Origin of the sequence: Georgenia sp. TF02-10, assembly GCF_022759505.1 — a bacterium.
Lineage (GTDB): Bacteria > Actinomycetota > Actinomycetes > Actinomycetales > Actinomycetaceae > TF02-10.
The window spans coordinates 3,124,635-3,149,102 of the sequence record NZ_CP094289.1 but is presented as its reverse complement, the minus strand read 5'-3'; the positions used below and the strand labels follow the sequence as shown (position 1 = coordinate 3,149,102).

General features: G+C 72.8%; 30 protein-coding genes. 24 read left to right on the top strand and 6 right to left on the bottom strand.

Annotated elements, in window-relative coordinates; all coding sequences use genetic code 11:
• The first annotated feature begins 15 nt into the window (after window positions 1-15).
• The 6 genes from MF406_RS14210 to MF406_RS14185 all read left to right on the top strand — a co-directional run bounded on the left by MF406_RS14210 (window position 16) and on the right by MF406_RS14185 (window position 2,443).
• Window positions 16-495, top strand: coding sequence for a hypothetical protein (locus MF406_RS14210; RefSeq protein WP_242894976.1), 480 nt, complete (start codon window positions 16-18; stop codon window positions 493-495).
• Window positions 495-830, top strand: a complete 336-nt coding sequence (locus MF406_RS14205) for a hypothetical protein (protein ID WP_242894974.1) — start codon at window positions 495-497, stop codon at window positions 828-830. Before MF406_RS14210 ends, MF406_RS14205 begins: the two co-directional genes overlap by 1 nt.
• A 3-nt stretch (window positions 831-833) precedes the next feature.
• A complete protein-coding gene (locus MF406_RS14200) occupies window positions 834-1,136 on the top strand; it encodes an HK97 gp10 family phage protein (protein WP_242894972.1) in 303 nt (100 codons plus the stop codon).
• Window positions 1,136-1,492 (top strand): hypothetical protein, encoded by a 357-nt coding sequence (locus MF406_RS14195; RefSeq protein WP_242894970.1) that lies wholly within the window; start codon window positions 1,136-1,138, stop codon window positions 1,490-1,492. The genes MF406_RS14200 and MF406_RS14195 overlap by 1 nt, the downstream gene beginning before the upstream one ends.
• A gap of 36 nt (window positions 1,493-1,528) precedes the next feature.
• Window positions 1,529-2,203, top strand: a complete 675-nt coding sequence (locus MF406_RS14190) for a hypothetical protein (protein ID WP_242894968.1) — start codon at window positions 1,529-1,531, stop codon at window positions 2,201-2,203.
• 90 nt (window positions 2,204-2,293) lie between these two features.
• Window positions 2,294-2,443: a hypothetical protein gene (locus MF406_RS14185; RefSeq protein WP_242894966.1), complete on the top strand. Its 150-nt coding sequence runs from the start codon at window positions 2,294-2,296 to the stop codon at window positions 2,441-2,443.
• A 1-nt stretch (window position 2,444) separates the two neighbouring features.
• Here the strand turns inward: MF406_RS14185 and MF406_RS14180 are convergent, their stop codons facing one another.
• On the bottom strand, window positions 2,445-2,822 hold the full coding sequence (locus tag MF406_RS14180; RefSeq protein ID WP_242894965.1) for a hypothetical protein: 378 nt from the start codon (window positions 2,820-2,822) through the stop codon (window positions 2,445-2,447).
• A gap of 38 nt (window positions 2,823-2,860) precedes the next feature.
• Between MF406_RS14180 and MF406_RS14175 the strand changes: the two genes are divergently transcribed.
• The 15 genes from MF406_RS14175 (at window position 2,861) to MF406_RS14105 (ending at window position 16,785) form a co-directional block, all read left to right on the top strand.
• Entirely contained in the window at window positions 2,861-3,196 is a 336-nt protein-coding gene (locus tag MF406_RS14175; protein ID WP_242894963.1) for a hypothetical protein, read from the top strand.
• Window positions 3,197-3,339: 143 nt separating this feature from the next.
• Complete coding sequence (locus MF406_RS14170) at window positions 3,340-3,678, top strand: hypothetical protein (protein ID WP_242894961.1); 339 nt, start codon at window positions 3,340-3,342, stop codon at window positions 3,676-3,678.
• Window positions 3,679-3,703: 25 nt separating this feature from the next.
• Window positions 3,704-7,588 (top strand): peptidoglycan DD-metalloendopeptidase family protein, encoded by a 3,885-nt coding sequence (locus MF406_RS18905; RefSeq protein WP_305852963.1) that lies wholly within the window; start codon window positions 3,704-3,706, stop codon window positions 7,586-7,588.
• A complete protein-coding gene (locus MF406_RS14160; RefSeq protein ID WP_242894959.1) occupies window positions 7,585-9,543 on the top strand; it encodes a hypothetical protein in 1,959 nt (652 codons plus the stop codon). Before MF406_RS18905 ends, MF406_RS14160 begins: the two co-directional genes overlap by 4 nt.
• Window positions 9,544-9,552: 9 nt before the next feature.
• Window positions 9,553-9,951 (top strand): hypothetical protein, encoded by a 399-nt coding sequence (locus tag MF406_RS14155; RefSeq protein WP_242894957.1) that lies wholly within the window; start codon window positions 9,553-9,555, stop codon window positions 9,949-9,951.
• 33 nt (window positions 9,952-9,984) lie between these two features.
• Window positions 9,985-11,910, top strand: coding sequence for a DUF5047 domain-containing protein (locus MF406_RS14150; RefSeq protein WP_242894955.1), 1,926 nt, complete (start codon window positions 9,985-9,987; stop codon window positions 11,908-11,910).
• Window positions 11,907-12,548 (top strand): hypothetical protein, encoded by a 642-nt coding sequence (locus MF406_RS14145; protein ID WP_242894953.1) that lies wholly within the window; start codon window positions 11,907-11,909, stop codon window positions 12,546-12,548. Before MF406_RS14150 ends, MF406_RS14145 begins: the two co-directional genes overlap by 4 nt.
• 14 nt (window positions 12,549-12,562) lie before the next feature.
• Window positions 12,563-13,756: a hypothetical protein gene (locus MF406_RS14140; protein WP_242894951.1), complete on the top strand. Its 1,194-nt coding sequence runs from the start codon at window positions 12,563-12,565 to the stop codon at window positions 13,754-13,756.
• 19 nt (window positions 13,757-13,775) lie between these two features.
• Window positions 13,776-13,964: a hypothetical protein gene (locus MF406_RS14135; protein WP_242894949.1), complete on the top strand. Its 189-nt coding sequence runs from the start codon at window positions 13,776-13,778 to the stop codon at window positions 13,962-13,964.
• A 26-nt stretch (window positions 13,965-13,990) separates the two neighbouring features.
• Entirely contained in the window at window positions 13,991-14,491 is a 501-nt protein-coding gene (locus MF406_RS14130) for a hypothetical protein (RefSeq protein ID WP_242894947.1), read from the top strand.
• Entirely contained in the window at window positions 14,488-14,889 is a 402-nt protein-coding gene (locus MF406_RS14125) for a hypothetical protein (protein ID WP_242894945.1), read from the top strand. The genes MF406_RS14130 and MF406_RS14125 overlap by 4 nt, the downstream gene beginning before the upstream one ends.
• Window positions 14,889-16,076 (top strand): peptidoglycan DD-metalloendopeptidase family protein, encoded by a 1,188-nt coding sequence (locus tag MF406_RS14120; protein WP_242894943.1) that lies wholly within the window; start codon window positions 14,889-14,891, stop codon window positions 16,074-16,076. The genes MF406_RS14125 and MF406_RS14120 overlap by 1 nt, the downstream gene beginning before the upstream one ends.
• A 15-nt stretch (window positions 16,077-16,091) precedes the next feature.
• Complete coding sequence (locus MF406_RS14115; RefSeq protein ID WP_242894941.1) at window positions 16,092-16,427, top strand: hypothetical protein; 336 nt, start codon at window positions 16,092-16,094, stop codon at window positions 16,425-16,427.
• Window position 16,428: 1 nt separating this feature from the next.
• The gene (locus MF406_RS14110; RefSeq protein ID WP_242894940.1) at window positions 16,429-16,620 is read left to right on the top strand and encodes a hypothetical protein; all 192 of its coding nucleotides are present in this window, start codon (window positions 16,429-16,431) and stop codon (window positions 16,618-16,620) included.
• Window positions 16,621-16,635: 15 nt separating this feature from the next.
• Complete coding sequence (locus MF406_RS14105; RefSeq protein WP_242894938.1) at window positions 16,636-16,785, top strand: hypothetical protein; 150 nt, start codon at window positions 16,636-16,638, stop codon at window positions 16,783-16,785.
• Window positions 16,786-16,868: 83 nt separating this feature from the next.
• Here MF406_RS14105 and MF406_RS14100 read toward each other — a convergent pair whose 3' ends face one another.
• Both MF406_RS14100 and MF406_RS14095 read right to left on the bottom strand, forming a co-directional pair.
• Window positions 16,869-17,264: a hypothetical protein gene (locus tag MF406_RS14100; RefSeq protein WP_242894936.1), complete on the bottom strand. Its 396-nt coding sequence runs from the start codon at window positions 17,262-17,264 to the stop codon at window positions 16,869-16,871.
• Between the two features lie 2 nt (window positions 17,265-17,266).
• Window positions 17,267-17,665 carry a hypothetical protein gene (locus MF406_RS14095; RefSeq protein WP_242894934.1) on the bottom strand — a complete coding sequence of 133 codons (399 nt, stop codon included), beginning with the start codon at window positions 17,663-17,665 and terminating at the stop codon, window positions 17,267-17,269.
• A gap of 178 nt (window positions 17,666-17,843) precedes the next feature.
• Here MF406_RS14095 and MF406_RS14090 point away from each other — a divergent pair, with 178 nt between their 5' ends.
• Complete coding sequence (locus MF406_RS14090) at window positions 17,844-18,647, top strand: tyrosine-type recombinase/integrase (RefSeq protein WP_242894932.1); 804 nt, start codon at window positions 17,844-17,846, stop codon at window positions 18,645-18,647.
• On the opposite strand, the gene MF406_RS14085 is transcribed toward MF406_RS14090, so the two are convergent.
• The gene (locus tag MF406_RS14085) at window positions 18,644-19,513 is read right to left on the bottom strand and encodes a site-specific integrase (RefSeq protein WP_242894931.1); all 870 of its coding nucleotides are present in this window, start codon (window positions 19,511-19,513) and stop codon (window positions 18,644-18,646) included. The two genes, MF406_RS14090 and MF406_RS14085, sit on opposite strands and share 4 nt — an antisense overlap.
• A gap of 351 nt (window positions 19,514-19,864) precedes the next feature.
• Between MF406_RS14085 and MF406_RS14080 the strand changes: the two genes are divergently transcribed.
• Window positions 19,865-20,428, top strand: a complete 564-nt coding sequence (locus MF406_RS14080; RefSeq protein ID WP_242894922.1) for a GNAT family N-acetyltransferase — start codon at window positions 19,865-19,867, stop codon at window positions 20,426-20,428.
• Window positions 20,429-20,668: 240 nt separating this feature from the next.
• The gene (locus MF406_RS14075) at window positions 20,669-21,127 is read left to right on the top strand and encodes a nuclear transport factor 2 family protein (protein ID WP_242894920.1); all 459 of its coding nucleotides are present in this window, start codon (window positions 20,669-20,671) and stop codon (window positions 21,125-21,127) included.
• Window positions 21,128-21,879: 752 nt separating this feature from the next.
• Here MF406_RS14075 and MF406_RS14070 read toward each other — a convergent pair.
• Together MF406_RS14070 and MF406_RS14065 are read right to left on the bottom strand one after the other, a co-directional pair.
• Complete coding sequence (locus tag MF406_RS14070) at window positions 21,880-22,500, bottom strand: DUF779 domain-containing protein (protein WP_371744505.1); 621 nt, start codon at window positions 22,498-22,500, stop codon at window positions 21,880-21,882.
• A gap of 25 nt (window positions 22,501-22,525) precedes the next feature.
• Window positions 22,526-24,097: an aldehyde dehydrogenase family protein gene (locus MF406_RS14065; protein WP_305852962.1), complete on the bottom strand. Its 1,572-nt coding sequence runs from the start codon at window positions 24,095-24,097 to the stop codon at window positions 22,526-22,528.
• Window positions 24,098-24,468: the final 371 nt, after the last annotated feature.

The following is a 24,468-nucleotide window of genomic DNA, read 5'->3' as shown; positions in this document are numbered from 1 at the left end:
CAGGAGGCGGTGAGGATGGGTCGGTTCGTCGAGCCACGAGACCTCGCCCCGTACGCGGACATCCCCGAGGCCAAGGCCCTGGCGATGATCGAGGACGCCGAGGCGGAAGCCATCCTCGCCGCCCCCTGCATCACCGCCCTGGCCCCAGAGGACCCGAAGCGCGACGCCATCCGGGCCCTGCTGCGCCAGGCGATCCCACGCCGGCACGGCGCCGACACCCGGGTCGTCACCCAGGTGGGCGCCGGACCCTTCCAGAAGTCCGTCGAGCCCCAGCGGGGCGACGGCGCACCGAAGGGTTCCTTCTTCTGGCCCTCGGAGGTCAAGCGCCTCCAGATCCTCTGCGCCAGCAGCGGCGCCTACACGGTCGACATGACCGGCCTGTCGTCGACCTCGACCAATCCGCTCGCCGGCGTGGTCGTCAACGCCACCCCGGGCCACGAGCCGCAGGGGCAGCGGTCGCCCGAGACCCTACCAGTGTCCGGCGAGGTGCCCTGATGGGTCCGTTCGCTTTCCGCTCCACCGACCGCATCCGTGTCCCCGAGGGGACGTGGCTGGCGGCCGGCGACTGGGCCGTGGACGGCGAGCCGCACACCTGGCCGGTCGACGTGGTGGACGAGCTACCCACGGAGTGGCTGTGCACCGTGACGGTCCTCCGCCCGGGTCCGCCGGACCGGTACGGCTACCCGGGCCCGGACGTGGAGATCGAGGTGGATGGGTGCCTGCTGGCGTCCCGGTCCACCTCTGACCCGGTCGACCGGACGGACCTGACGTCGTCCACCGGGGTGCTGATGCGCCGCGGCGGCGCCGAGGTCCCGCTCAGGAAGGGATGACCCATGACGAAGGCCTACAAGCCCGACCACCAGGGCATGCGCGAGCTCGGCATGTCCGCCGAGGTCGGCGCCGCGATGGTCCAGGCGGCCGAGGTCGGCAGGCGGTGGGCCGAGTCGGTCGCCCCGGTCAAGACCGGGCGCTACAAGAGCGAGTTCCGGGTCGAGCCCACCACGGTGCAGGCCGGGTACGACAACGAGGACCGCGCCGGTGCCGCGCTGATCAACAACGCCCCGCACGCCCATCTGGTCGAGGACGTGCACCACGTCCTGGCCCGGGCCGTGGACGTCATCGAGAACGGCGAGTGATGGCCGTCATCACCTTCCCGGACACCGAGAAGATCGTCGCGGACCTGACCGGCGCGGTGCTCAACCTGACCACCCTGCCGGCCCGGCAGGTGGTGCACCACGCCTACATGGTGGGCTCCGCCGTCCAGGCCCGCATCCTCCGCACCGACCGGGTCAACGTCGACACCTACGGCCCCACCCGGGACCAGGCGCGGCAGGCGGCCGAGGACGTCCTGGCGACCCTGACCGCCCGCTTCGTGCACGACGAGATCGACCTGGTGCGGGTCGAGGTCGGGCCCCACCCGATCCCGTACGTCGACGACGCCGTGAGCCTCTGGCAGGCCACCTACCGGATCGACGTCGGCCCCGTCGGCTGACCCCCACCCTCTCCCGAACCCCAGAAGGGATCACCCATGTCCGCCATGACCTGGACCGAGTTCGTCGAGGCCTCCGAGGTCCCGACCGCCTACAGCAAGACCAAGGGTGCCATCGTCGCCCTGGCCCCCGAGGACGCGCCCGCACCGGGCAAGCTGACCACCGACGGGGTGCTGATCAACGCCTTCCCCGAGGAGTACCGGCCGCTGGGCCTGATCACCCCGGACGGGATCACCTTCCCTCGGGACGTCTCCACCGAGCCGGTGGAGGCCCTGGGCCACACCTCGCCGCTGGCGGAGGACATCACCAGCGACGTCCGCGGCTTCTCCGCGGCCTTCATGCAGGTGCTGGACAAGGGCGTCATCGAGGCGTCCGAGGGTGTGGACCTGTCGGCCGCGACCGTTGACCCGACCACTGGCGAGGTGGAGATCGAGATCGGGGACATCTCCGACCAGGTCTTCTACCGCGCGGTCATCCTCGGCTTCAACGGCTCGGTCACCGCGCCGGTCGTGCGGGGCAAGTTCTTCCCGAGCGTGTGGGTGAGCTCGTTCCCCGAGGAGCAGTGGAACCAGTCCGACGCCACCAGCCTCGAGATCGGCTTCTCCTGCCGGACTGACAAGACCCTCGGCTACAAGGTGAAGAACACGATCACCGGCAAGGGCTTCCTCCGCCAGGCGGCGGCCCTGGGCTGGAAGGTTGGCGCCACGCCGTGATGCTCCGGTCGGCCGTGCGCTACGGGTGTCGTACGGCCGACCGGACCCCAACCCGCAACACCCGGTCCCGTCCCGTAGAAGGAGTCCGTCATGCCCAGGTTCACCGACCAGCACGGCACCACCGTCGAGACCGCCCACCCCGCCACCGTCGTCCGGCTCCGCAACGCCCCCGGCGTGAAGGAGGAGAAGGCCCGCACGGTCGCCGTGCGCAAGGCCGACGAGCAGGCCGAGAAGAAGTAGGTCAGCGCGTCGTCGCGGCCTGGACGGCCTCGGCGAACTCCCGGCCCACCTTCCGGAAGTCCACCTGGGCGCCCGGCTTGGCCAGCGTCATGTTCACGACCGGGCCGCGACCCGACACCACGACCCCCGACACCTGACCGAGCGGGGTGATGTCCACCCGCTCGTCGAACATGTCCTTGAACGCCGAGACGATCCGCCGGTCGGTCAGCACGACCACGCTCGTGCCGGCGTTGCTCACCGCCACGACCGTCTCGTCCGGCGCGAGGTGCCGCTCCGCGAGCCGCATCTGGCCCCGGAGCACCTTCACGAGCCGGCTGCCGGCCTTCTCCGCGAGGTCGGCGCGCAGCGGCGGCTCGACCTTCTTCTTCCGTCCAAGCATGGGCGGACCGTACCAGCACACCCGAAAGAGGAACACCCGTGACCGACAAGCCCACCATTCACGCCACCGCCGCCAGCCTCGAAACCGAGGCGCACCCCGAGCCGTACCGCCTGGGCCTCTCCGGCGGCAAGGTCATCACCTTCCCCGACCCGGGCGACATGGAGATGGAGGAGTTCGAGGACTTCATGGCCGACATCGAGGGCCAGCCGAACTCGGTCATCTTCAAGCGATGGCTCTCCGACGAGGACCACAAGAAGCTGAAGGCTGAGCGGCTGAACATCCGCCAGACCATCGCGCTGGCCCAGAAGGTCACCAAGCACTACGAGTACATCTTCGGCGGCCGCCCGGAAGGGAACGCCTCTACGGCCTCCTGACGAGGTACCGGGAGGCCATCCGAGCCGACCTCGCCCACGAGTACCCCGGTGTCGACCTCGCCCAGTGGTGGCGGGCGCGGCGGTGGCGGGCCCTGCTGGAGCTCATCGAGCAGCTGCCGGGCACGTCCCGCACCCGCGCCGCCATGGCCACCGACCGCGAGGCCGCCCAGCTCGCGCTCCAGCGTGAGGGCGAGAACGAGGGCCCGGCCCCGAGGTGGACCCCGCCGCTGACCGAGTGGGACACCCAGACGGCGCTCATGGCCGAGGTCCGCGACCGCCTCGGTGAGGTCGTCAAGGCCGTGGCCACGCTCAAGGTCGGCATCCCGGTCGTGCAGGTGAAGAGCCTGCGGCCGGCGCCCAAGGTCAACGACAAGCCCTTCCCCCGCCCGGTCACTGCCCTGGACGAGGCACGCGCCGCGGCCGCGCAGGCCGCTGGGGAGTGGCTCCTGACCGCGTTCTTCCCGCACGCCACCGACAGCTGAACGACGAGGGCGGAGGTGGTCGTCCGTGCCGGTCGTCGGTCGCGCCACGATCCTCGTGGCGCCCTCGCTCAAGGGCTTCCAGAAGGACGTCGGCGACCAGGTCAACACCATCATGCCGGGCGCCGGCAAGGACGCCGGCACGGCCATGGCGACCGGCATGGCCAACGGTGTTGCGGCCAAGGCGGGCGCTGTCAAGTCGGCCGCCGGTGCGGTTGCCGCGGGCGCCTCCGGCGCTGTCGCGGGGGCCGGGGCGACGGCCGCCACGGGCTTCGGCTCCCGGCTCTCGGCGGGGCTGGGCAAGGCCACCAGCGCGGTCGGCAGTGCGGCCAGCAAGATCGGCAGCGGCATCTCTGCCACGGTGGCCAGCGCCGGGACCCTCGCCGGCAGTGGGTTCGTCTCGCGCTTCAAGTCGGCGGTGGCGCCGATGGCCGGGGTGTTCACGGCGGTCGGGATCGGGTCCTTCCTCAAGGGCTCTATCGACGAGGCGTCCGGGCTGAGCGAGTCCATCAACGCCCTGAACGTCTCCTTCGGTGACGCCTCGGGCGGGGTGCAGAAGCTCGGTCGGAGCGCCGCGGACAACCTGGGCCTGTCGAACCTTGAGTTCAACAACCTGGCGGTCCGGTTCTCTGCGTTCTCCAAGACGATCGCCGGCGAGGGTGGGAACGTCGTCGGGACCCTGGACGACCTGACGACGCGCGCGTCGGACTTCGCCTCGGTGATGAACCTCGACGTGTCCGAGGCGGCCGAGCTCTTCCAGTCCGGTCTGGCCGGGGAGACCGAGCCGCTGCGGAAGTACGGCATCGACCTCTCCGCAGCCGCCGTCGAGGCGTACGCCCTCGCCAACGGAATCTCCGACGGCAGTGGCGAGATGACCGAGGCGCAGAAGGTGCAGGCGCGCTACGGCGCCCTGATGCAGCAGACCGCCCAGACCCATGGCGACTTCGCCAACACCTCCGACGGGCTGGCGAACCAGCAGCGCATCCTGGCCTCGCGCTGGGCGGACATGCGCGCCGAGCTCGGCGAGCGGCTCCTGCCGGCCGTGAACGGCTTCGTCGCCTGGATCAACACCAGCGGCCTGCCGGCGCTGAAGTCTCTCGCGGGGTTCGTGGTCGAGAACAAGGACGCCGTGATCGCGCTCGCGACCGGGGTCGGCGTCGCCGTGACGGCGCTGCTGGCCTTCAAGGTCCTCAACACCGTGAAGGCTTGGATCGCGGCCACGACGTTCGCCCAGAAGGGCCTGAACGCGGCGATGCGGGCGAACGCCCTGGGCATCGTCATCACCGCCATCGGGCTGCTGGTCGCCGGGCTCGTCTATGCCTACCAGAACTCCGAGACGTTCCGGAATGTCGTCCAGGCCGCGTGGGACGGGATCAAGGCCGCCGTCGGCGCCGTCGTGGACTGGTTCACCGGCAGCGTCGTTCCCTTCCTCAAGACGGTCTGGGACGGGATCGCGGCCGGCGCCACCTGGCTGTGGCAGAACGTCATGCAGCCGGTGTGGGGTGGCATCAAGGCCGCCGCCGAGGCGGTCGTCACCTGGTTCACCACCTCGGTCGTGCCCTTCCTCGGTGCCGTCTGGGAGGGCATCAAGTCCGGCGTCTCCACCGTGGGCACGGTCGTCTCCGGGGTGTGGACCGGAATCCAGACGGCCGTCGGCGCCGTGGTCGGCTGGTTCACCGGGACCGTGGTGCCCTTCTTCCAGGGCATCTGGTCGGCCATCGGGGCCGGCGCGTCGTGGCTGTGGACGGGCGTGCTGCAGCCGGCATGGGCTGGAATCCAGGCCGGCTGGGCTTTCCTGGTCGCCGCCGTCCAGGCGGCGTGGGAGGGCATCCTCAAGCCCGCCTGGGACGCCGTGGCGGCCGCCGCGTCGTGGCTGTGGACCACCGTGCTGTCCCCGATATTCACCGGGATATGGAACGCCTGGTCGGCCATGGCGGGCTTCATCTACGACATTTGGGTCAACGTCATCAAGCTGGCGTGGGACCTGATGGCCGCGGGTATCCAGTGGCTGTGGGAGAACGCGCTGTCCCCGATCTTCGAGGGGATCAAGGCCGGGTGGCAGGCCGTGGCGCAGTGGTTCTCAGACCGGTGGCTGGACATCCAGCGGTACTGGGACGGCGCGAAGGTCGCGCTCCAGGCTGCCTGGGCGTGGATCGACCTGAACGTCTTCGCCCCGCTGCGGGCCGCGTTCGCCGTGGTGGCGGCCTGGTTCCGCGACCGCTGGCTCGATATCCAGCGCTACTGGGACGGCGCGAAGGTCGCGCTCCAGGCTGCCTGGGCGTGGATCGACCTGAACGTCTTCGCCCCGCTGCGGGCGGCCTGGGCCCTGGTGGCGGACTGGTTCAACCAGAAGTGGATGGACATCCAGCGCTACTGGGACGGCGCCAAGGTGGCCCTGAAGGCGGGCTGGGACTACATCAAGAGCGCGGTGTTCGACGCCTTCAACGCCGGAATCGAGGCCGTGCGGTCCTGGTTCAACGACAAGGTCGCCGCGGTCGTGGTGATCTGGGAGGGACTGAAGGCTGGCTTCAAGGCGGTCTGGGACTGGATCGACGCCAACGTGTTCGGCAGCTTCAAGGCCGGGCTGGACAAGGTCCGGGGTTGGGTCGAGGACGGCGTCAAGTCCATCGGGACTGCTTTCCGGGCCGTGGCGAACGTGTTCCGCCTGCCGATCAACTTCATCATCAACGACGTCTGGAACGGCGGGATCAAGAAGGCCTTCGACAACGTCGCTGTCGCGATCGGGTCGAAGGCCCGCCTGCCGCACGCGGACGACATCCCGGCGTTCGCGAAGGGCGGCCGGGCCCGTCCGGGCTGGGCGCTGGTGGGCGAGGAGGGTCCCGAGCTCATCGACCTCGCCACCCCAGGCCGGGTGTACACCGCGGCGGAGACCGCGGCGGCGCTGGCGCAGGGGAAGGACCTGGACCGTGACCTGGCGCGCCGGGCCGCGGGACGCCGGCCGTCCGAGGCGCTGGCCCCGATGGGCGACAACATCTTCTCCCGCGGGTGGGAGGCCACCAAGAGCGCCGTGTCGTCGGCGGTGTCGTGGGTGCGCGGCGGTCTCGCCTCGGCAGCGGCGGCGATCCTGGACCCGCTGAAGCGACTCATCGGCGGCACGGTCTCCCAGTGGGGGCCGGTCGGCGGCCTCGCCGGGTCCGTGGTCACCAACGCCATGGACAGCCTGATCGGCTGGATCAGGGGCAAGGACGCCGAGGCACCCCCGCCCGGTCAGGGCGGTGCGGAGCAGGGTGGTCCGCCACCGGGGCCGGGCGGGTGGCGACGCCCGTCCCGCGGCCCGATCACGAGCCGGTTCGGGAACAGGTGGGGCCGGCTGCACGCCGGTATCGACGTCGCCGGCGGCGGGCCCACGTTCGCCGCCAACGCCGGGACCGTGTTCCGGACGGGCGCGGGCATCCTGGGGGGCCGCACCGGCCTCGGTATCGGCATCTCCCACGGCGGCGGGGTGTTCACCTACTACGGGCACAACCCGGTCGGTGGCATCCAGGTCAGGCCGGGGCAGCAGGTGAAGGCTGGTCAGCACATCGGCTACCAGGGCGCCACCGGCAACGTCACCGGCGTCCATCTCCACTTCGAGCTGCACCGCGGCGGGTGGGGCCGGGCCGTCAACCCCGAGTCCCTGAACATCTTCGACGGCGGGAACGCCTGGCTCGAGCCGGGGATGCTGGCCTACCACTCGGCGTCGATGCGGACCCCGGACGCGGTGCTGTCCAGCCAGCAGTTCGCGGACATGCACCGCCTGGCCAACCAGGGCATGAGCAACAGCCTGCCGGACCACGTGGTCCTCCGGGTGGGCAACCGCGAGTTCGACGCCTACGTCGAGGAGGTCTCCGCGCCGGTGGCGCGGCGGGAGACCCAGCGTGCCCTGACGACCGCGGTGAGGAGGGCCAGGTGACCACTGTGGTGGGCGCGTCCGGCTGGTCGGCGTCGCCGTCGTGGCCGGCGGGGGTACGGGCCGGGGACCTGGCGGTCCTGGTGGAGGCCTCGACCTCGGACCGTGGGCCCCGGGCGCTGCCGGGCTGGCGGGTGGTGGACGGCTTCACTGTGGGGGGGCTGGCGCAGTCGCTGCGGGCGCGGGTGTCCTCCCGGGTCCTCACCGGGGCCAGCGACCCGGCGCCGACCGTGCAGGGCCTGGCGCAGCTGCGGGTGTACCGCGACACTGCGGGCGTCGGGGTGGTCCGGTCCGGGCTCGCGCAGGTGACGGTCCAGCCCGGCGGCGGTGCTGTCATGGCGGCGGGCTGGGATCCTGCGCGCTCCCCGGGCCTGCCGTCCGGGGTGCCGTGGGGTCCGGCGGCGACCCTGACCAAGGCCACGATCCTCGGCGCCTGGTCGGGCAAGGTCGCCGCGGCGGACGTGATGTCCGCCGCCGGCGGCACCCTCGGCGTGCCGGGGCGGGTGTCGGGCGTGGCGGTGGAGCTGCTGCCCCCGGCGGGTCCGTCGGCGCCGGTGGTGCTGGCCCCGGGCGCCGGGGACGAGGTGACCAACACCGGCAGCATCGACTTCCTGTGGCAGCACCGGCCGGTCGTGGCCGGCGGCGCGCAGGACGCCTACCAGTGGCGGGTGGACGCCGGGGACGGGGAGTGGCTGTACTGGTCGGCCTCGACCTCGGCGCTGGTCGCCCAGGCCACGACGAACCTGTCGGCGACGTCGGGCGTGACGATCCCGGCCGGGCGGTTCACGGCCGGGCTGCTGCGGTCCTGGCAGGTCCGCACCCGCGAGAAGGTGGACGGGCAGTGGTCGCCGTGGTCGCCCGCCTCGTCCTTCACGCCCGTGACCCCGCCGACGGCGGAGGTGACGGCCCCGACGGGCACCGTCCAGGACGACCTGACCCCGCAGGTGGCGTGGACGGCGACGACCCCGCGGGGGCAGCAGACGGCCGCCCAGGTCCGCATCGTCCAGGCCGGGACCGTCCTGCACGACTCCGGCGTCCTCCCCGGCCGGCTGGCCTTCTACACCGTCCCGGTCCTGGGCTGGGCCAACGGCGGGGGCTACGAGGCGCAGGTGCGGGTCCAGCAGACCGGCGGCTCCTGGTCGTCCTGGGCGACCCGGCCGTTCACCGTGGCGTGGACGGCGCCGCCGGTGCCGTCCGTGGAGGCCCTCCCGGGCCGCCGAGGCATCCGCGTCGGCGTCACCGCCGCCCCGGGCACCCGGGTCACGGTGGAGCGGGTGACCAGCCAGGGGCTGTGGGTGCCGGTCACGGCCGTCACCACCGGCGGGTCCGGGACCGTCGCCTTCACCGACGTCTTCGCGCCGTACGGCATCCCTACGGCGTACCGGGCGGACGCCGCCAAGGTGCTGGACGGGCAGTACCTCCGCTCCGAGTGGGGCATCTCCGCGCCCGTGGTCTCTACCGACCCCCGGTCCTACCTGGCGGCGGCAGCCGACCCGGTGACCACCTGGCGGGAGGTCTACATCGTCAGCGACGGGGAGCACACCCACCGCCGGCCCGTGACGATCTTCGACGGCGCGGGGGACACCTTCTCCCGCGTCCTGTACGGCGGCCTTCGTGGGCGCGCCGGGTCCATGGAGCTGGCGGCCCTGGACGGGGCCGAGCAGGAGGCGCTGCTGGCGATGCTGCACGCCGGGGAGCCGCTGCTGGTCCGGTGGCCCGCCGAGCGCGGCGACGGGCCCGACCTGCACGACGCGGGTGCCCTGTGCTTCGACGTGTCCGCCGAGCTCTCGACCGCCCGCCCGGTGCAGCACGCCCTGACCCGGCGGCGCATCCCGGTGGCGTGGGTCGAGCAGGCACCGGTCGCCCCCGGCGCCGCGACCCGGGCGCCGGTCACCCACCCGGTCGAGACCGCTGGCCTGTACGGCATGTCCCCCGAGGACGCCGCCACCTACCGATGAGGAGCACCGATGGCTGAGGGCATGTACACCAAGGCGCTCGACGCGATGATGAGCGGCGACGTGGACCTGATGGACGGGGAGGTCACGGCCATCCTCGTCTCGGGCGCCTACGAGCCGGACTACGACAACCACACCCTCGTCAGCGACATCCCGGCCGCGGCCAGGCTGGCGACCACGACGGTGGAGGGCAAGGTGGTCGAGGGCGGCATGTTCAACGCCTCGCCCACGACCTGGACGGCCGCCACCGGGGCGGCGACGGTCAAGGCTATCGTCATCGCCCAGGGCACCAGGCTGATCGTCCGGCGGTCCAACTTCGGCGCCGGGGCCGAGCAGACGGAGCTGTCGCTGAACGGGTCCGACGTGACAGCTCGGTGGCCCGTGCCGGGCATCTTCCGCCTCGGCTCCTGACCCAACCTCTCCGTCTCCGAGAGGGGGTGAAGCATGGCGACGTTCGTCCGGCAGATCACCGACACCGCCGACGACGGCTCCTGGGCGTCCAGTTCCGGCGCCTACCGGTCCACCGGCAACACCACCACAACCAGCGGCCCCGCCGGGTTGCGGTTCGTCGGCGTCCCGGTCACCCCCGGCGCGCTCGTCTCGTCCGCGATCCTGGATGTCCGGGCGACCGGCGCGGCCGAGCCGTTCACGGTCGAGGTCTTCACCACCGACGACCAGCCGCCCTTCGCGGACAACGGACACACCGCACCGTCCGGCCACCCGGTCACGGCCACCCCGGCCGGGCAGGACTACCGCGTCGACGTCACCGCCGCGGTCCGGGCCATCGTGGCCCGCCCCGGCTGGCGCGCCGGCAACGCCCTCGGCTTCAAGCTCACTGCCACCGGCAAGCTGTCCCAGATCGGCACCGTCGAGACCCCGCCCGCGGCGACCCTGACCATCGAGTACGAGGCGACGAAGTACCTCGACCCGGCCGGCGCCTTGCTGGTCCCGGTCGAGCTGCCCGGCGCGGTCGAGGTCGAGCAGTCCATCACCGTCCAGCCCTTCACGGTGCCGGTCACGCTCCCGGGCGCGGTGGACGTGGTGGCCCCCCGGGTCATCACCGCCGAGCCGCTGGACGTGCCCGTCACCCTCCCCGGCGGGGCCAGCCTCTCGGGGACCGGTACGGCCCCGCCGCTGACCGTCGCCGGCGCGCTGGTCGTGCCGGTCACACTGCCCGGCGTGCCGACCCTGCAGGTGACCATCGCCCCGGCACCGCCGCCCATCCCGTGGCGCGAGCTCGTCGTCTCCGAGGCTTTCCAGGAGGCGCTGGACGGGCGGGAGATCGAGCAGTCCGCCCGGGTGGAGATCGTCGCCGAGGACGGCACGGTGCTCGCCACCCTCGGCGGGGAGGCGGCGACCCACCCCGGGGTGGAGTCCGCGAGCGTCACCTGCGACTCCGGGGCGTCCATCCGGTGGGGCCTGTCCATGACGGTCACCGACGAGACGCTCTTCCCCCGCACGCCGGGGGACCTGCTGCACCCCCTGGCCCACAACCGGGCGCGGGTGTGGTGGCGGCTGCAGCTCCCGGACGGCACGTGGGGCGAGGTCCCGGTCGGCACCTACTACCTGGAGGTCCCCGACCTGGACGACCAGCCCGACGGGCCCATCGTCTTCTCCGTGACCGGCTCGGACGCGGTGGCGGAGATCAAGCGGGCCACCTGGGACACGGCGGTCCAGGTGGGCGGCATGACCTGCTCGGACGCCATCGCGATGATCCTGGCCTCCCAGGCCCCGTGGGCGCCGACGGCGATCACCCCCACCGGTCACCGGCTGCCCACTGACTACGAGCCGGGCGAGCCGGGCGGGGACCCGTGGGCGGACGTGGAGCGCATCGCGGCCGCCGCGGGGATGGTCGCCTACGTGGACCGGATGGGCGTGGTTACCGTCGAGCCGATCCCCACCGGCGCCGTCCCGGTGGCGGTCTTCACCGAGGGCGCCGGGGCGACGTTCTCCGACGTGCGGGTGGGGCTGGACCTGGACGACCTGGCCAACAAGGTCACCGTGGTCAGCACCAGCCCGGACGTGGAGCCGCCGCTGACGGCCGTGGCCACCGACGACGACCCGTCCTCCCCGCTGTGGATCGGGCACGGGCACACCTACCACAAGCGGGTCGAGTCCGGGGAGATCACCACCCAGGCGCAGGCCGACGACCTGGCCCGGGCCACCCTGGCCGACCTCCAGCAGCCGGTCGAGCAGGTCACCGTCACCCACCTGCCCCGTCCCGACCTGGACCCGGGCGACACCATCGTCCTCGAACGCGCCCGCGCCGGGGTGGCCGGGCCCCGGCGGGTCGTGTCCTGGTCGCTGGACCTGCCCGCCGACGGCTCGGGCATGCAGACCACGACCACCACGAGGAGGCGCAAGCTGTGAGCACCGAGCCGGGCACGACCGCCCTGGCCGAGTCCCTGAGGTCCGGCAAGGGCCAGCAGGGCACCTACCGCGGCACCGTCACCGGCGCCCGGGACGCCTTCGCCGTCACGGTGGTGGTGGACGGTCACGCCCGCAACGCCCGCCTGCGCTCCACCGCGAAGGCGGTCCGGGACGGGGACACCGTGGAGCTGGTCAAGACCGGCGGGGTCTGGGAGGTCACGGCCAACCTGTCCTGGCACGAGCCGCCAGCGGTGACCGCCGAGATGGGACCCAAGCCCAGCAAGGCCACGGTCCCGAGCGGGACGCTGCCGTCGGCCCCGTCTGACCCGGTGTTCGCCCAGCCGTCGGGGCCGAACGACCGGGGCAACGCGGGCTCCGTGACCCTGACGGCGATCAACGACAACCGGGCCGACATCCGGGCGCTGAACAACCACGTCCGCCACATCCACTCCAACGTCAAGGCCAACAACCAGGCCATCCGGGGCCTGATCGACCTGGTGGGCCAGCTCCGCACCGAGGTCACTAAGCTCCGCGGGGCCGCCTCGGCCGCCAACTCCGCCATCGACTACGCGGCCACGGCCGGCGACGTGGTGACGCCCATCAAGGACGCCCTGGCCGCCGAGAACATCGTCCGCTGACGAGAGGACCACCCATGGCTTTCCCCGACGGCACCCCGGTCGTGACCGTGAGGTACCGGCCCACCGACGTCGCCGGCGTCCCCACCCGGCACCTGGGCCGCGTCACCCCGCAGGCCCGGCGGTGGTTCACCGCGGCGCCGGACGTGATGGTCGGCCCCGCGCAGGTGCTGTCCGGCGCCGACGGGACCGCCACGGTGGACCTGGTGCCGGTGGACTGGGGCGGCGCGGTCCCCGTGGGGGTGACCTACACCTGGCGGGACCAGTCCTCCGGCGCCACCTACCACCTGGCCCCGACGATGGATCAGGTAAAGGAGGACGGCACGCCCGTGGACCTTCGCGAGGTCCTGGTCGACGCCCCCGCCGCCGGTGAGGGCATCATCGTCCGCACCGGGCCGGTGACCGACGAGACCATGGCCGAGGTCGCCGGCGACCCGGACTCGGCTTTCCGGGGCGCGCTGTCGGGTGTGGTGGACGAGGCGGTCAGCGACGACCTGGCGCAGGTCGATACCGCCCTCGCCGGCAAGGCCGACACCGCGGCTGTCGAGACCGCCCTGGCGGGCAAGGCCGACACCGCGGCCGTCGAGACCGCCCTGGCGGGCAAGGCCAGCACCGCCCACACGCACCCCTGGGGCGAGGTGACGGGCAAGCCGGCCACCTACCCCCCGGCAGCCCATAGGCACCCATGGGGCGACCTGGACCAGGTGCCCGCGGCGTTCCCGCCGGCGGCCCACCAGCACGCGCAGGGTGACGTGGCGGGGCTGACCGAGGCACTGGCCGGGAAGGCCGACACCGGACACACGCACCCCGAGTACCTGCCGAAGACCGACCCGGCGCTGCTGCTGCTGCGCGACACCGGGTGGCGGAAGATCCCCGCGGCCGCGCTGGAGAACGGGTGGACCGCGGGGAGCAGCACGCACCCGATCGGGATCCGCCGGACCGGGGACACGGTCTACCTGAGTGTCGACGGCGCGGTCGCCAGCGCCGCGACGGGGAACACTCTCTGGACGCTCCCCACCGGGTTCGTGCCCTCGGTCAGCCTGATTCCCGCACCTTGCTATGCCGACAGCACCAAACTGATGTACGCGCGGGTGGCGTCCAGTCTGGTGCAGATCGACCGGACGTCGGACGACACCTACCCGCGACGGCTCTTCGTGGTCTACCAGACCAAACAGGCCTGGCCTGCCGTACTGCCGGGTGTCCCCGGCTGACCCGGAAAGGGAAAACCAGATGGACCTGAAAGCCCTCACCGACGACGACCTGAACGCGCTGCGCGTCGAGGTCCTCACCGAGCAGGAGCGCCGCGCCGACCTCGCGGGAATCCCCCAGCAGGTGGCCGACCTCACCGCGCGGTTCGTCGCCGGCGGCGGCGACCCCGCCGACCTGACCGCCGCCGTCGATGCCGGCACCGGCGACTGACCACATACCGAGAGGGGAGCCTGACGATGCCCGATCGTGCCCGCCGCCCCACCCACAACCCGCCCACCGCCGCCGACCACATCCTCGCGCACCCGTTCGAGACGGCCGTCGCGCTCTGGTGGGTCGTCATAGGGGTCATGCTGCTCGTCGCCCACCTCGCCCCCGGGGCCTCCGCGTCCCCGTCCGTGGAGATGCTCCCCGACTGGCTGGTCCTCGCCCTGGCCGGGGCGATCCTCGCCGCGGGGGTGCTCGCCCTCGCCGGGCTCCTCTGGCCCGGCCGGTGGCTCACCACCGCCCTCGCCGTCGAACGCCTCGGCTGGCTCCTCGGCGCGGCCGCCTGGGGCGGCTACCTCGCCGCCACCTACGCGGCCTTCCCCTCCTCCCTCGTGTCCGTGTCCCTCGCCGCGGTCATGGTCACCGGGGCGGTGCTCCGCATCCTGGCCCTGTACCGGGTGGAGCGGGACGCCGAGACCGCCATCGAGCAGACCGCGCGGCACGACGACGGGGCCGGGGCACCGCGGGCATGAGCGTCGCTGACACCGCCGTCATCGTCTCCGCCATCCTCGGCTCCGGCGGCATCGGCGCCCTCGTCATGTGGCGCCAGGACCGCCGCCGCGCCCCCATCGAGAAGACCACCGCGGTCGAGGCCACCGAGCGGCTGCGGTCCGAGATCAGGTCCGCCGACATCGACGGGCTCCGGGACATCATCACCTCCCTCCGGGAGGACCAGGAGCAGTCCCGCCGCGACATCACCGACCTCCGCGACCGCGTCGAGCGCGCCGAGGCCAGGGCCGCCGTCGCTGAGGACCGAGCCACGCAGGCCGAGCGGCGGGCAGCGGAGGACGCCGCCTACATCGACGTCCTCATCTCCCACTGGCCCTCCCCGCCACCGCCACCGAGACCGACCCTGAGAGGACCCACCTGATGCCCACCGGTAGCGATCTCGCCGCCGCCGCCCAGCGCTACGTCGGCACCCGATACCTCTTCGGCGGCAAGACCGCGGCCGGGCTCGATTGCAGTGGCCTCGTGACCCTGGCGCTGGCCGACCTCGGCGTGCCCTTCGTCCACGGCTCCTCCCAGCAGATCGCCGCTTGCGAGCCCATCCCGGTGGCCGACGCCAAGCACGTCCCCGGCGCCCTCCTGTGGAGGCCCGGGCACGACTCAGTGTCCCTCGGCGACGGCCGGGTCGTGGAGGCCATCCGCCCCGCCGTCGCCGTCACCCGCTGGACCGACACCTACAACGGCACGCCGCGCTGGACCCGCGCCGGGCTGATACCCGGCATCACCTACACCCACACCGAGCCGGAAGAGCCGGAGGAGGAGGAACCGATGGCGCTGTCCAGCCCCATGGAGGGCCGCTTCACCAGCGGGTGGAACCCGAACCGCTACCTGCCCGGCATCGGCCGTAGCCCGCACATGGGCGTCGACGTCGCCCCGCCCCGCGCGGGCACCCTCGGGACCACCGTGCACGCCGTCGAGGACGGGGTTGTCACCAAGACCGTCAGCGGCAGGAAGCCCGGCCAGTCCGCCTCCCGCGGCGCCACCCTGTGGCCCGGCCTGTCCGGCAACGGCGTCACCGTCAGGGGTGACCGGACCGGCCTGCTGTGGCACCACGCGCACGTCGCGCCCGGCGTCGCCGTCGGCCAGCGTGTCAAGGCCGGGCAGGTCATCGGCCGCACCGACCGGTCCGGCATCCAGACCGCCCCGCACGTCCACCTGTCCGCCACCCGCGGCGGCCGCTGGGTCGACCCGACGCCGGTCCTCGCCCAGGCCGGCGTGCGCCTCGGCGACAAGCCCCGCGGCGGCGCCGCCGCGCCTGCCCCGAGCAAGCCCACCACCAGCAAGCCCACCCCCGAGGAGGACGAAGTGCCCGTTGCCATCGAGTTCGAGAGCCGGACCAAGAACGGGAAGGCGATCTACGTCGCCTTCCCGAACGCCCGCGAGTACGACCACGCCGAGAGCAAGGCCGAGATCGCGGACTACAGGAACATCCTCACGGCGCAGGGATTCGAGTACAAGGTGTGGCCGTCCGAGGTCGCCAACCCGGACGTCTTCGGCCGCTACGTCGGCCCGCCCGAGCTCAAGCCCATCAACGCCAAGCGCACCAGCTGAGAGAGGAAACATCCCATGCTCACCTTCTCCCTGGACCCGATCACCGTCGCCCAGCTGGTCCTCACCGTCCTCCTGCCCGTCCTCGTCGGCCTCGTCACCACCCGCGTGACGAGCTCCGCCGCGAAGGCATGGCAGCTCGCCGGCCTGTCCCTGGTCTCGTCCATGCTCGCCGAGGCCGTCCGCACCTGGCAGGACGGCGGCACGTACGACGCTGGTGCCGGCCTGCTGCTCGCCCTGCCGACGTTCGTCGGCGCCGTCGCGGTCCACTACGGCCTCCTGAAGCCCACCGGGATCACGGAGCGCCTGCAGTCGGCCGGCCGGCACGTCGACCCCGACCGGCCAGCGGTCTGACATGGCCGCCGACCGGGTGGAGGTCTGGCGCGCCGCGGACGGGTGGCGGTGGCGGTACCGCGAGGGCCGGTCCGGGCTGACCCTCGCCGACTCCGGCCAGGGGTACTCCCGGCGGGTGGACTGCCTGGCCGCGGCCCGCCGGGTCGTCGGCCGGCGTCCCCGGCGGCTGCGGGTGGTGCTGGCCGATGCCTGACTACCGGTGCGAGGTGTGCGGACGCATCTGGAGCTCGGCATCGGCAGCCGCCTGGTGCTGCGACCCCGAGGAGGACGAGTGAAGGTCACCATCCACCTCGCCGGCGGCGACGTCCTCGAATGGGCGGACCTGCCCGCCGAGGACGCCTGGGTCACCATGGATTGATACGCTCGACCTGCCCGAGCACGGCTCGCCTGGCCCCCGTCCTCGACCCCCACGGGTCGGGGGCGGGGGCCGCTTCGTCGTCCCTACTGGCCGACGACCTGGTGGACCCGGCTCCGGGACACCCCGGCGGCGGCGGCGACCTCCGCCCGGGAGTGCCCGGCGGCGGTCGCGTCCCGGATCGCCTGCCGCCAGGCGGTGTCGGCGGCGTCCAGGGCGGCCCGGGCGCTCTCGCGGGCTGCGGTGGCCTCGGCCACCGTGTCGAGGTGGCCGCTGTGCCCGTGGTCGCCGGTGAGGATCGCCCCGAGGATCGCCTCGGCGTCCTCCTCGGGCACGTCCAGGTCGGGTGCCTCGGGGGCGCCGGCGGGGACGGGGTGACCGAGGTCGGCGGCGTAGGCGGTGACGACCCGCGCGGCCGCCTCGCCGGTCATGTCGGCCCGGTCGGCCACCCGGTCGGTCAGGTCGCGGAGGTTGACGGTCATGGTCAGTCCCAGATCTGGACGGTGCCGAAGGGGCTGTCGTACTCGACCGCGCCGTCCTGGTGGGCGTAGCGGCGGCCGGTGCCGTAGAACCAGGACCGCTCGACGGTCCACGGGGCGCGCCCGGCGGTGGCCGGCTCGACCTCGGCCTCAGCCTCGGGCTCGGTGGCCATGGCGGCCGAGGCGACGGGCTCCTGCTCGACCTCGGGGGTGGGGGCGGGGAGGCGGTCGATCCAGGCGGCCAGGTCGTCCAGGGTCGGGCGGGGGGAGAGGCCGGGGCGGGTGGCGATGCCCCAGCCCCTGCCGGCGAAGCCGCCGTCGCGGAGCCGGACGTCGTAGGTGCGGCCGTAGCTGTCGGTGATGGTGGCGGTGTGGCTGTCGATCCGCTCGGTGGTGGTGCTCATGGCTGCTGTCCTCCTGGGGTGTGGTTCCTGCTTGGTGATACCTACTGTACAGCGGACTGCACGGCGCTGTCAAGCGGTCTGCACAGCACCCTCGACCTGGGGCAGCAGCAGCGCCCCCGGCACCTGCGCCAGACGTGATGACTAATACGGATTGGTCTACAAGCACCAGGAGGAAGCCATGACCGACGTGATCGCCGAGCACCTCGACCACCTGCGGCGCTCGCGGTACTCCGAGGCGACCCTGCGGGAGCGGGAGCGCATCCTCCGGTCCGTCCCGGGCGACCCGCTGGCGCTGGACCGCGAGACCACCCAGGCGTGGTGGGAGAGCCGCGCCGAGCTGCACGACGGGAAGCCGCGCGCCGCGTCGTCGCTGTCGCAGGAGGCGAGCCACCTGCGCCGGTTCTGCCGGTGGGCCATGCAGCAGGGGCTGACCGAGCGCAACGCCGCCGACTGGCTGCCGAGCGTCCGGCAGACCAAGCCGGCGGTCTCCCCGGTGCCCGAGGCCGACCTCTACCGGCTCATGCAGGACGCGCCGGAGGACATGCGCCGAGCCATCGCGCTGGCCGCCATGGCGGGACTGCGGTCCTCCGAGATCGCGGCGGTGCGCTGGTCCGACCTCGACCCCGGCAACGGTGTGCTCTGGGTCCGGCTCGGCAAGGGCAGCAAGGGCCGCTCGGTCCCGCTCTCCTCGGGCCTGCTCGCCACCCTGGGTGACCCGGGCGAGGGCCGCATCATCGGGCGCCGGACGACCGGGAAGGCACTGTCCCTGGCGATCGCGCGCTACATGCGCTCCCGGGGGGTGGACTACACGGCGCACAAGCTCCGCGCCCGGTACGCCACCCGCTTCCTGGCCGCCACCGGCGACCTCAAGGCCGCGGCCGACGCGCTCGGCCACGCCGATCTGTCCTCGATCAGCCGGTATGTCGTCGCGTCCGGGGACACTATGCGCCGTGGCGCCGAGGCGGCCGGCCGGATCGGCTAGGACGCCACCGACAGGTCCCGCCGCCGCGGCGGCAGCGGCCGCTGGGAGACCGCGAGGACGAGCCGGCGCCGGTCGTCGTCGGGGGAGAGGACGTAGCGCCGGGTCGTGTCGAGGCTGGCGTGCCCCAGCAGCTCCTGGACGGCCACGATGTCCCGGTCGACGGCATAGGCCTCGGACGCGAACCGGTGGCGCAGCGAGTGCATGGACACCCCGGGCGGCAGCAGCCGCGAGACGACCTTGCCGACCCGGGCGGCGCCGAGGTGGCCGTCCACCTTGCCCGGGAAGCACCAGCCGCCGGCGGCGGCGTCCCGGACCGCGAGGGCCAGCCCGTCGCCCATGGGCAGCGTGCGCTCCCGGCCGCCCTTGCCGTGCACGACCAGGCTGTACCGGCCCCAGGATCCGATGACGTCGCGGGCGTGGACCTGGGCGACCTCGCCGCGGCGCATGCCGAGCTCGGCGGCGAGGCGCAGCATGAGCGCCTCGCGGGGCCCGGCGTCGGCGAGGGCGTCGAGATAGGCGTCGTCCGGCGCCGGGTGCGGGTTCGGCGGCATGGGCCGCACCGAGCCCAGGACGAGCGTCGGGTCGGTCGTGGTCCGCCCGGTGCGCATGCCCCACGCCCAGAAGGCGCGGTAGGACGCGGCGGTGGATCGGCGGGTCTCGCGGCCCCAGTCCTGGCTGTCCACCCAGGCGGCCAGGTCGTCCTCGGTGACCTCCCAGGGCGGCGGGCCGACGTGGGCGCCGAGCCGGCGCAGGTGGTAGCGGCGCAGGCCCACCGTCTGGCGGCTCTTCCCGGCCGCCGTGAGGGTCCTGGTCCAGGCGTCTATCTCTGTCCCCCAGACGATGGGGACGCTCCATCGTGCTCTCATCTCCGGGAGGCTGACCGGCCCTGTCCGTATCCGCAACCAGGGACAGGCGCCGCCGGGTCATGCCGCTACGGGGAGGGCGAGGACCTCGGCCATCTCGTCGGCCGGCGAGGTCCTGAACCAGTGGGTTCTGGGTTCGAGTCCCAGGCGGTGTACTGCCCGATCCCCGTCCTGGCCAGGGCGGGGATTCGTCGTCCCGGCGCCTGTCCGGCATCGCGGTCACGGCACCGCCCATCCTGGACCGTCCTGGCCGAGGTGTCCATCCCGCCCCCTGGCGCCCGGCCCTTGCCCACACCGGGCGGATCCACGCTTGAACCGAGCGGATTCTCGCCTGCGCTGGCATACCCTCGCCGGGTGCCCGCACGCTTCGACGAGGTCAGCACTCCCCGCCTCCTCCTCCGGCGCTGGCGAGCGGCGGACCGCGAGCCCTTCGCGGGGATGAACGCCGACCCGGCCGTCATGAGCTACTTCCCCGGCACCCTGACGGCTGCCAAGAGCGACGCCATGGTGGACCGTATCGAGCAGCACTTCGAGGCCAACGGCTTCGGGCTGTGGGCGTTGGAGGTGCGGGCCACCGGCCGCTTCATCGGCTTCACCGGGCTTAACCCGATGCCCGCGGACGTCCCGGCCGACGGGTACGAGGTCGGCTGGCGCCTGGCCGCCGACGCCTGGCACCACGGGTACGCGACGGAGGCTGGACGGGCCGCGCTCGCGGTGGCGCTGGGACCGCTCGGGCTGGCCGAGGTGTGGTCCATGACGGCGCTGTCCAACACGCCGTCGCAGGCAGTCATGCGCCGGCTCGGGATGCGTCGCTGGGGCGAGTTCGACCACCCGGCGGTGCCCCCGGGCCCGCTGCGCCGGCACGTGCTCTACCGGGCGGTGCCGCCGAGGGGTAGAGCGACGGCCGCCGACGGGTAGAGCGACGGCCGCCGGGCAGGAGCGGGCCGCGTCGGATCGGCTGCCGATCACCCGCTCAGGGTGCTGGGCGTGCCAGAAGTATCGCTATGCCTTCGTCCGCTAAATGGTTGGGTTCTTCGCGAGCCTCTTCGGGCGGTGCTGGGAGAACAGCTGCGAGGGGCACTGCTTTCCGGGCGCGAGACGGGTAACATGCCGCGCACGGGAGGATGAACGAGAGCGGCGAGCATGAAGGAGCACCGAATGTCCTCGCCTCACGGCACGCCCGACGTCGACGCTCAGGTCGCGGGTTTGATCCAGCAGGCCGGCGAGGCCGCGAACGCTTGGATGCGCGGCGACATTGAACGCTACCTGGAGCTCGTCCACCACGCTCAGGGATTCACGCTCATCGCTCCCGACGGCGGTCCTCCGGTTCAGTACGCCGACCGCCGTGCGGAGTTCGCCGGCTGGCAGAGTCCGTTCGCCGACGGCGAGGCCTCGCTGGAGATCACGGGTACGCACGTCTTCGACGACGCGGTGGTCCTGGTCATGATCGAGCGGCAGCACGGCAGGGTCGCTGACCTGCCCGACCAGGACTTGTCGGTGCGCGTCACCCAGGTCTACCGGCGAACGGCATCCGGCTGGGAACTCGTGCATCGCCATGCGGACCCTCTCGTCCGACCTGTCCCACTGGTACAGCTGACAGCGCTCATGCGGGGATAGGGCACCGTTGACGGAGGCGGCCGGCCTGCGGGTTCGCGGGTTCGCGGCACGTGGCGGAGCTCGACGCTCATCTGCGCCGTCTGCAGCCCGTTGACGCGTGGAGCGCCGGCCGCTTCAACGACGCGGAGGTCACACGTAGAACACCCCTCGTCGGGCTCGATCGCGCGCGACGGCACCTCTCCGAAATCGGGCGCCACAGAGCCTGTCCCTCTATCGTTCTTGAACGGTCGAAGAGCCACAACATGTAGGCGTCTGAACGACTCTTGAGCCCACATCGTTGCACCCATCAAGCGGATGCCCAAAATGCACCGGGCTCACGTGCCGAGCCACGCATGTCTGTACTCGTTATGGCGGCTTCAGCCGGGCTTGAAGGGGCCATAACGAGTACAGACATGCGCGGCACGGGTCGGGATCGGCGGTCGGGCCGCGGCAGACAGTGGTGCGGGGCCCGCCGGGGATCGTGTTGCTTCTGGCGCACCAGGCGGAGCCTGCTGGCAGTGGCGCCGGTGACCCGGGCACCGTTCCCCGTTCACGGGTCCGCGTCGCCCTTGCCGCCCGCCGCGTCCTCCGACGCCCTGCCTGACACCTGGTGATAGGCGTGGCGCGACGGCCGCCGCCCCGCAGGGCGACGGCCGCCGGTGAGCAGGAGCTCGCGAGCAGCGGCGGACCGCACCGGGCGCCGGACCGCACCGGGCAGCGGACCGCACCTCCCCAGCAGCGGACCCGATGGCGGCAGCCGCCGCGGTGACGCCTCAGCCGCCGGGCACGGCGCAGGCGTCCTGGGCCGTCGCCACGACCTGCGGCCGAGCGGGCGGCGCGGGCCGCGCGCCGCCCTCCCAGTCCGCACCCGTGAGGAACCCGCCGGCCTGCAGGGCGGCGCGCTCCGCCGTCGTGAAGACCCGGGACCTGGTCAGGAAGCGCACCCCCTCCGGCCCCTCGAGGCTGAACCCGGCGCCGCGGCCGGGGACGACGTCGAGGATGAGTTGGGTGTGCTGCCACAGCGCGAACTGCGGCCCGGAGATCCACACCGGCACGGCGTCGGCGTCCGCCGGGGCGGTGCGCCGGACCTCGCCCACCCCGGCGTCGAGGTCCAGGACGCCGAGCAGCACGTCCCGGTCGCCGACGATGAAGTCGCCCTGGGCGTAGCACATCGGCGAGGAGCCGTCGCAGCACCCGCCGGACTGGTGCATCATCAGCGGCCCGTGCCGCTCGCGGAGCCGGCGGAGCAGGTCCATCGCCGCCGGGAGCGCGACCACCCGCGGCTCGGGCGGGGCCGTTGCACCCGGAGACGGGGCGTCCGTGGCCGCGGCGGCGGCCGGTGCGGCAGCGGCCGCCGCCGGCACCGCCACCGCCGTCCCTGGTCGGACCGTCATCGTCCTACCTCCTTCTGCTGGCGGCCTAGAAGAAGCCCTGCGGGCCCTCGGCGTAGGAGACGAGCAGGTTCTTCGTCTGCTGGTAGTGGTCGAGCATCGCCAGGTGATTCTCCCGACCGATGCCGGACTGCTTGTACCCGCCGAACGCGGCGTGCGCGGGGTACTGGTGGTAGGTGTTCGTCCACACCCGGCCCGCCTGGATGGCGCGGCCGGCGCGGTAGGCCAGCGCGCCGTCGCGGGTCCAGACCCCGGCGCCCAGCCCGTAGAGGGTGTCGTTGGCGATCCGCATCGCGTCGTCGAAGTCCTTGAACGTCGTCACCGCCAGGACCGGGCCGAAGATCTCCTCCTGGAAGATCCGCATCGAGTTCTCGCCCTTGAACACCGTGGGCTGGATGTAGAACCCGCCGTCCAGGCCCGGCACCGTGTCCACGTCGCCGCCGAGCAGGACCTCCGCGCCCTCCTCCTTGCCGATGGCGAGGTAGCTGCGGATCTTCTCGTACTGGTCGGCGGAGGCCTGCGCGCCGATCATCGTGCTCGGGTCCAGCGGGTGGCCGCGCTTGACCTGCCGGGTCCGCTCCAGCGCCCGGGCGATGAACTCCTCGAAGATCGACTCCTGGATCAGCGCCCGGGACGGGCAGGTGCAGACCTCGCCCTGGTTCAGGGCGAACATCGTGAACCCCTCCAGCGCCTTGTCCAGGTAGGCGTCGTCGGCGCGCAGGACGTCCTCGAAGAAGATGTTCGGGGACTTCCCGCCCAGCTCCAGGGTGACCGGGATGAGGTTCTGGGAGGCGTACTGCATGATCAGCCGGCCGGTCGTCGTCTCCCCGGTGAAGGCGATCTTGCGGATCCGCGGGCTGGACGCCAGCGGCTTGCCGGCCTCGGCGCCGAACCCGTTGACGACGTTGACGACGCCCTCCGGCAGCAGGTCCCCGATCAGGGACATGAGGTACATGATCGACGCCGGCGTCTGCTCCGCCGGCTTGAGGACGACGGCGTTGCCGGCGGCCAGCGCGGGCGCCAGCTTCCAGGTGGCCATCAGGATGGGGAAGTTCCACGGGATGATCTGCCCGACGACGCCGAGCGGCTCCTGGAAGTGGTAGGCGACGGTGTCGTCGTCGATCTGGGAGATGCTGCCCTCCTGGGCGCGGATGGCGCCGGCGAAGTACCGGAAGTGGTCGATCGCCAGGGGGATGTCGGCCGCCAGCGTCTCCCGGACCGGCTTGCCGTTCTCCCACGTCTCGGCGACGGCGAGCCGCTCGAGGTTCTCCTCCATCCGGTCCGCGATCTTGCCGAGCACGGCGGCCCGCTCCGCCACGCTGGTCCGGCCCCAGGCCGGGGCGGCGGCGTGCGCGGCGTCCAGGGCGGCGTCGATGTCCTCGGCGGTCCCGCGGGCCACCTGGCAGAACACCTCCCCGGTGATCGGGGTGGGGTTGTCGAAGTACTCCCCGCGCACCGGCGGCACCCACCGGCCGCCGATGTAGTGCTCGTAGCGCTTCTCGTAGCTCATCACCGCGCCCTCGGTGCCGGGCGCGGCGTAGGTGCTCGGGCTCGTCGTGGCCTCGGCGGTCTCGGCGGCCGGGTCGGCGTACTGGGTCATGCCGGACTCTCCTTCGTGTCGCGGATGGTTCGGGACGTCTGCGTCCCTCATCCGACGATAAGCCAGAACGAGTCGGTCCGGAAGGTCCCCGGGAGGGGGCTGCCGACGGCGGCCGTCCGGGTGCGTGGGCGGCGCGCCGATCGCCGACGGCGGCCGTCGCGAGCCGTGCCGGGCCGGCCGGGGTCCGAGCCTGGGGCGGCGTGGCGCGATACGTATCAGCCCTCGGTGCCCGCTCACGGGGCACCTCCGGGCCGCTGCGTCCTGTGTAGTCGTTTAAGCGCTTTCCCGCGGCAGGCTGGGAAAGCGCTTCAACGACTACACAGGACGTGTGCGGGTGTACGGAGCAGGCCCCACCCAACGGCGGTGATCGC

Bases quoted from the DNA above. Each gene is read 5' to 3' on its own strand.
- MF406_RS14210 (WP_242894976.1), top strand. From the start codon at position 16: ATGGGTCGGTTCGTCGAGCCACGAGACCTCGCCCCGTACGCGGACATC.
- MF406_RS14205 (WP_242894974.1), top strand. From the start codon at position 495: ATGGGTCCGTTCGCTTTCCGCTCCACCGACCGCATCCGTGTCCCCGAG.
- MF406_RS14200 (WP_242894972.1), top strand. From the start codon at position 834: ATGACGAAGGCCTACAAGCCCGACCACCAGGGCATGCGCGAGCTCGGC.
- MF406_RS14195 (WP_242894970.1), top strand. From the start codon at position 1,136: ATGGCCGTCATCACCTTCCCGGACACCGAGAAGATCGTCGCGGACCTG.
- MF406_RS14190 (WP_242894968.1), top strand. From the start codon at position 1,529: ATGTCCGCCATGACCTGGACCGAGTTCGTCGAGGCCTCCGAGGTCCCG.
- MF406_RS14185 (WP_242894966.1), top strand. From the start codon at position 2,294: ATGCCCAGGTTCACCGACCAGCACGGCACCACCGTCGAGACCGCCCAC.
- MF406_RS14180 (WP_242894965.1), bottom strand. From the start codon at position 2,822: ATGCTTGGACGGAAGAAGAAGGTCGAGCCGCCGCTGCGCGCCGACCTC.
- MF406_RS14170 (WP_242894961.1), top strand. From the start codon at position 3,340: ATGGCCACCGACCGCGAGGCCGCCCAGCTCGCGCTCCAGCGTGAGGGC.
- MF406_RS14155 (WP_242894957.1), top strand. From the start codon at position 9,553: ATGGCTGAGGGCATGTACACCAAGGCGCTCGACGCGATGATGAGCGGC.
- MF406_RS14150 (WP_242894955.1), top strand. From the start codon at position 9,985: ATGGCGACGTTCGTCCGGCAGATCACCGACACCGCCGACGACGGCTCC.
- MF406_RS14140 (WP_242894951.1), top strand. From the start codon at position 12,563: ATGGCTTTCCCCGACGGCACCCCGGTCGTGACCGTGAGGTACCGGCCC.
- MF406_RS14135 (WP_242894949.1), top strand. From the start codon at position 13,776: ATGGACCTGAAAGCCCTCACCGACGACGACCTGAACGCGCTGCGCGTC.
- MF406_RS14130 (WP_242894947.1), top strand. From the start codon at position 13,991: ATGCCCGATCGTGCCCGCCGCCCCACCCACAACCCGCCCACCGCCGCC.
- MF406_RS14125 (WP_242894945.1), top strand. From the start codon at position 14,488: ATGAGCGTCGCTGACACCGCCGTCATCGTCTCCGCCATCCTCGGCTCC.
- MF406_RS14120 (WP_242894943.1), top strand. From the start codon at position 14,889: ATGCCCACCGGTAGCGATCTCGCCGCCGCCGCCCAGCGCTACGTCGGC.
- MF406_RS14115 (WP_242894941.1), top strand. From the start codon at position 16,092: ATGCTCACCTTCTCCCTGGACCCGATCACCGTCGCCCAGCTGGTCCTC.
- MF406_RS14110 (WP_242894940.1), top strand. From the start codon at position 16,429: ATGGCCGCCGACCGGGTGGAGGTCTGGCGCGCCGCGGACGGGTGGCGG.
- MF406_RS14100 (WP_242894936.1), bottom strand. From the start codon at position 17,264: ATGACCGTCAACCTCCGCGACCTGACCGACCGGGTGGCCGACCGGGCC.
- MF406_RS14095 (WP_242894934.1), bottom strand. From the start codon at position 17,665: ATGAGCACCACCACCGAGCGGATCGACAGCCACACCGCCACCATCACC.
- MF406_RS14090 (WP_242894932.1), top strand. From the start codon at position 17,844: ATGACCGACGTGATCGCCGAGCACCTCGACCACCTGCGGCGCTCGCGG.
- MF406_RS14085 (WP_242894931.1), bottom strand. From the start codon at position 19,513: ATGAGAGCACGATGGAGCGTCCCCATCGTCTGGGGGACAGAGATAGAC.
- MF406_RS14075 (WP_242894920.1), top strand. From the start codon at position 20,669: ATGTCCTCGCCTCACGGCACGCCCGACGTCGACGCTCAGGTCGCGGGT.
- MF406_RS14070 (WP_371744505.1), bottom strand. From the start codon at position 22,500: ATGACGGTCCGACCAGGGACGGCGGTGGCGGTGCCGGCGGCGGCCGCT.
- MF406_RS14065 (WP_305852962.1), bottom strand. From the start codon at position 24,097: ATGACCCAGTACGCCGACCCGGCCGCCGAGACCGCCGAGGCCACGACG.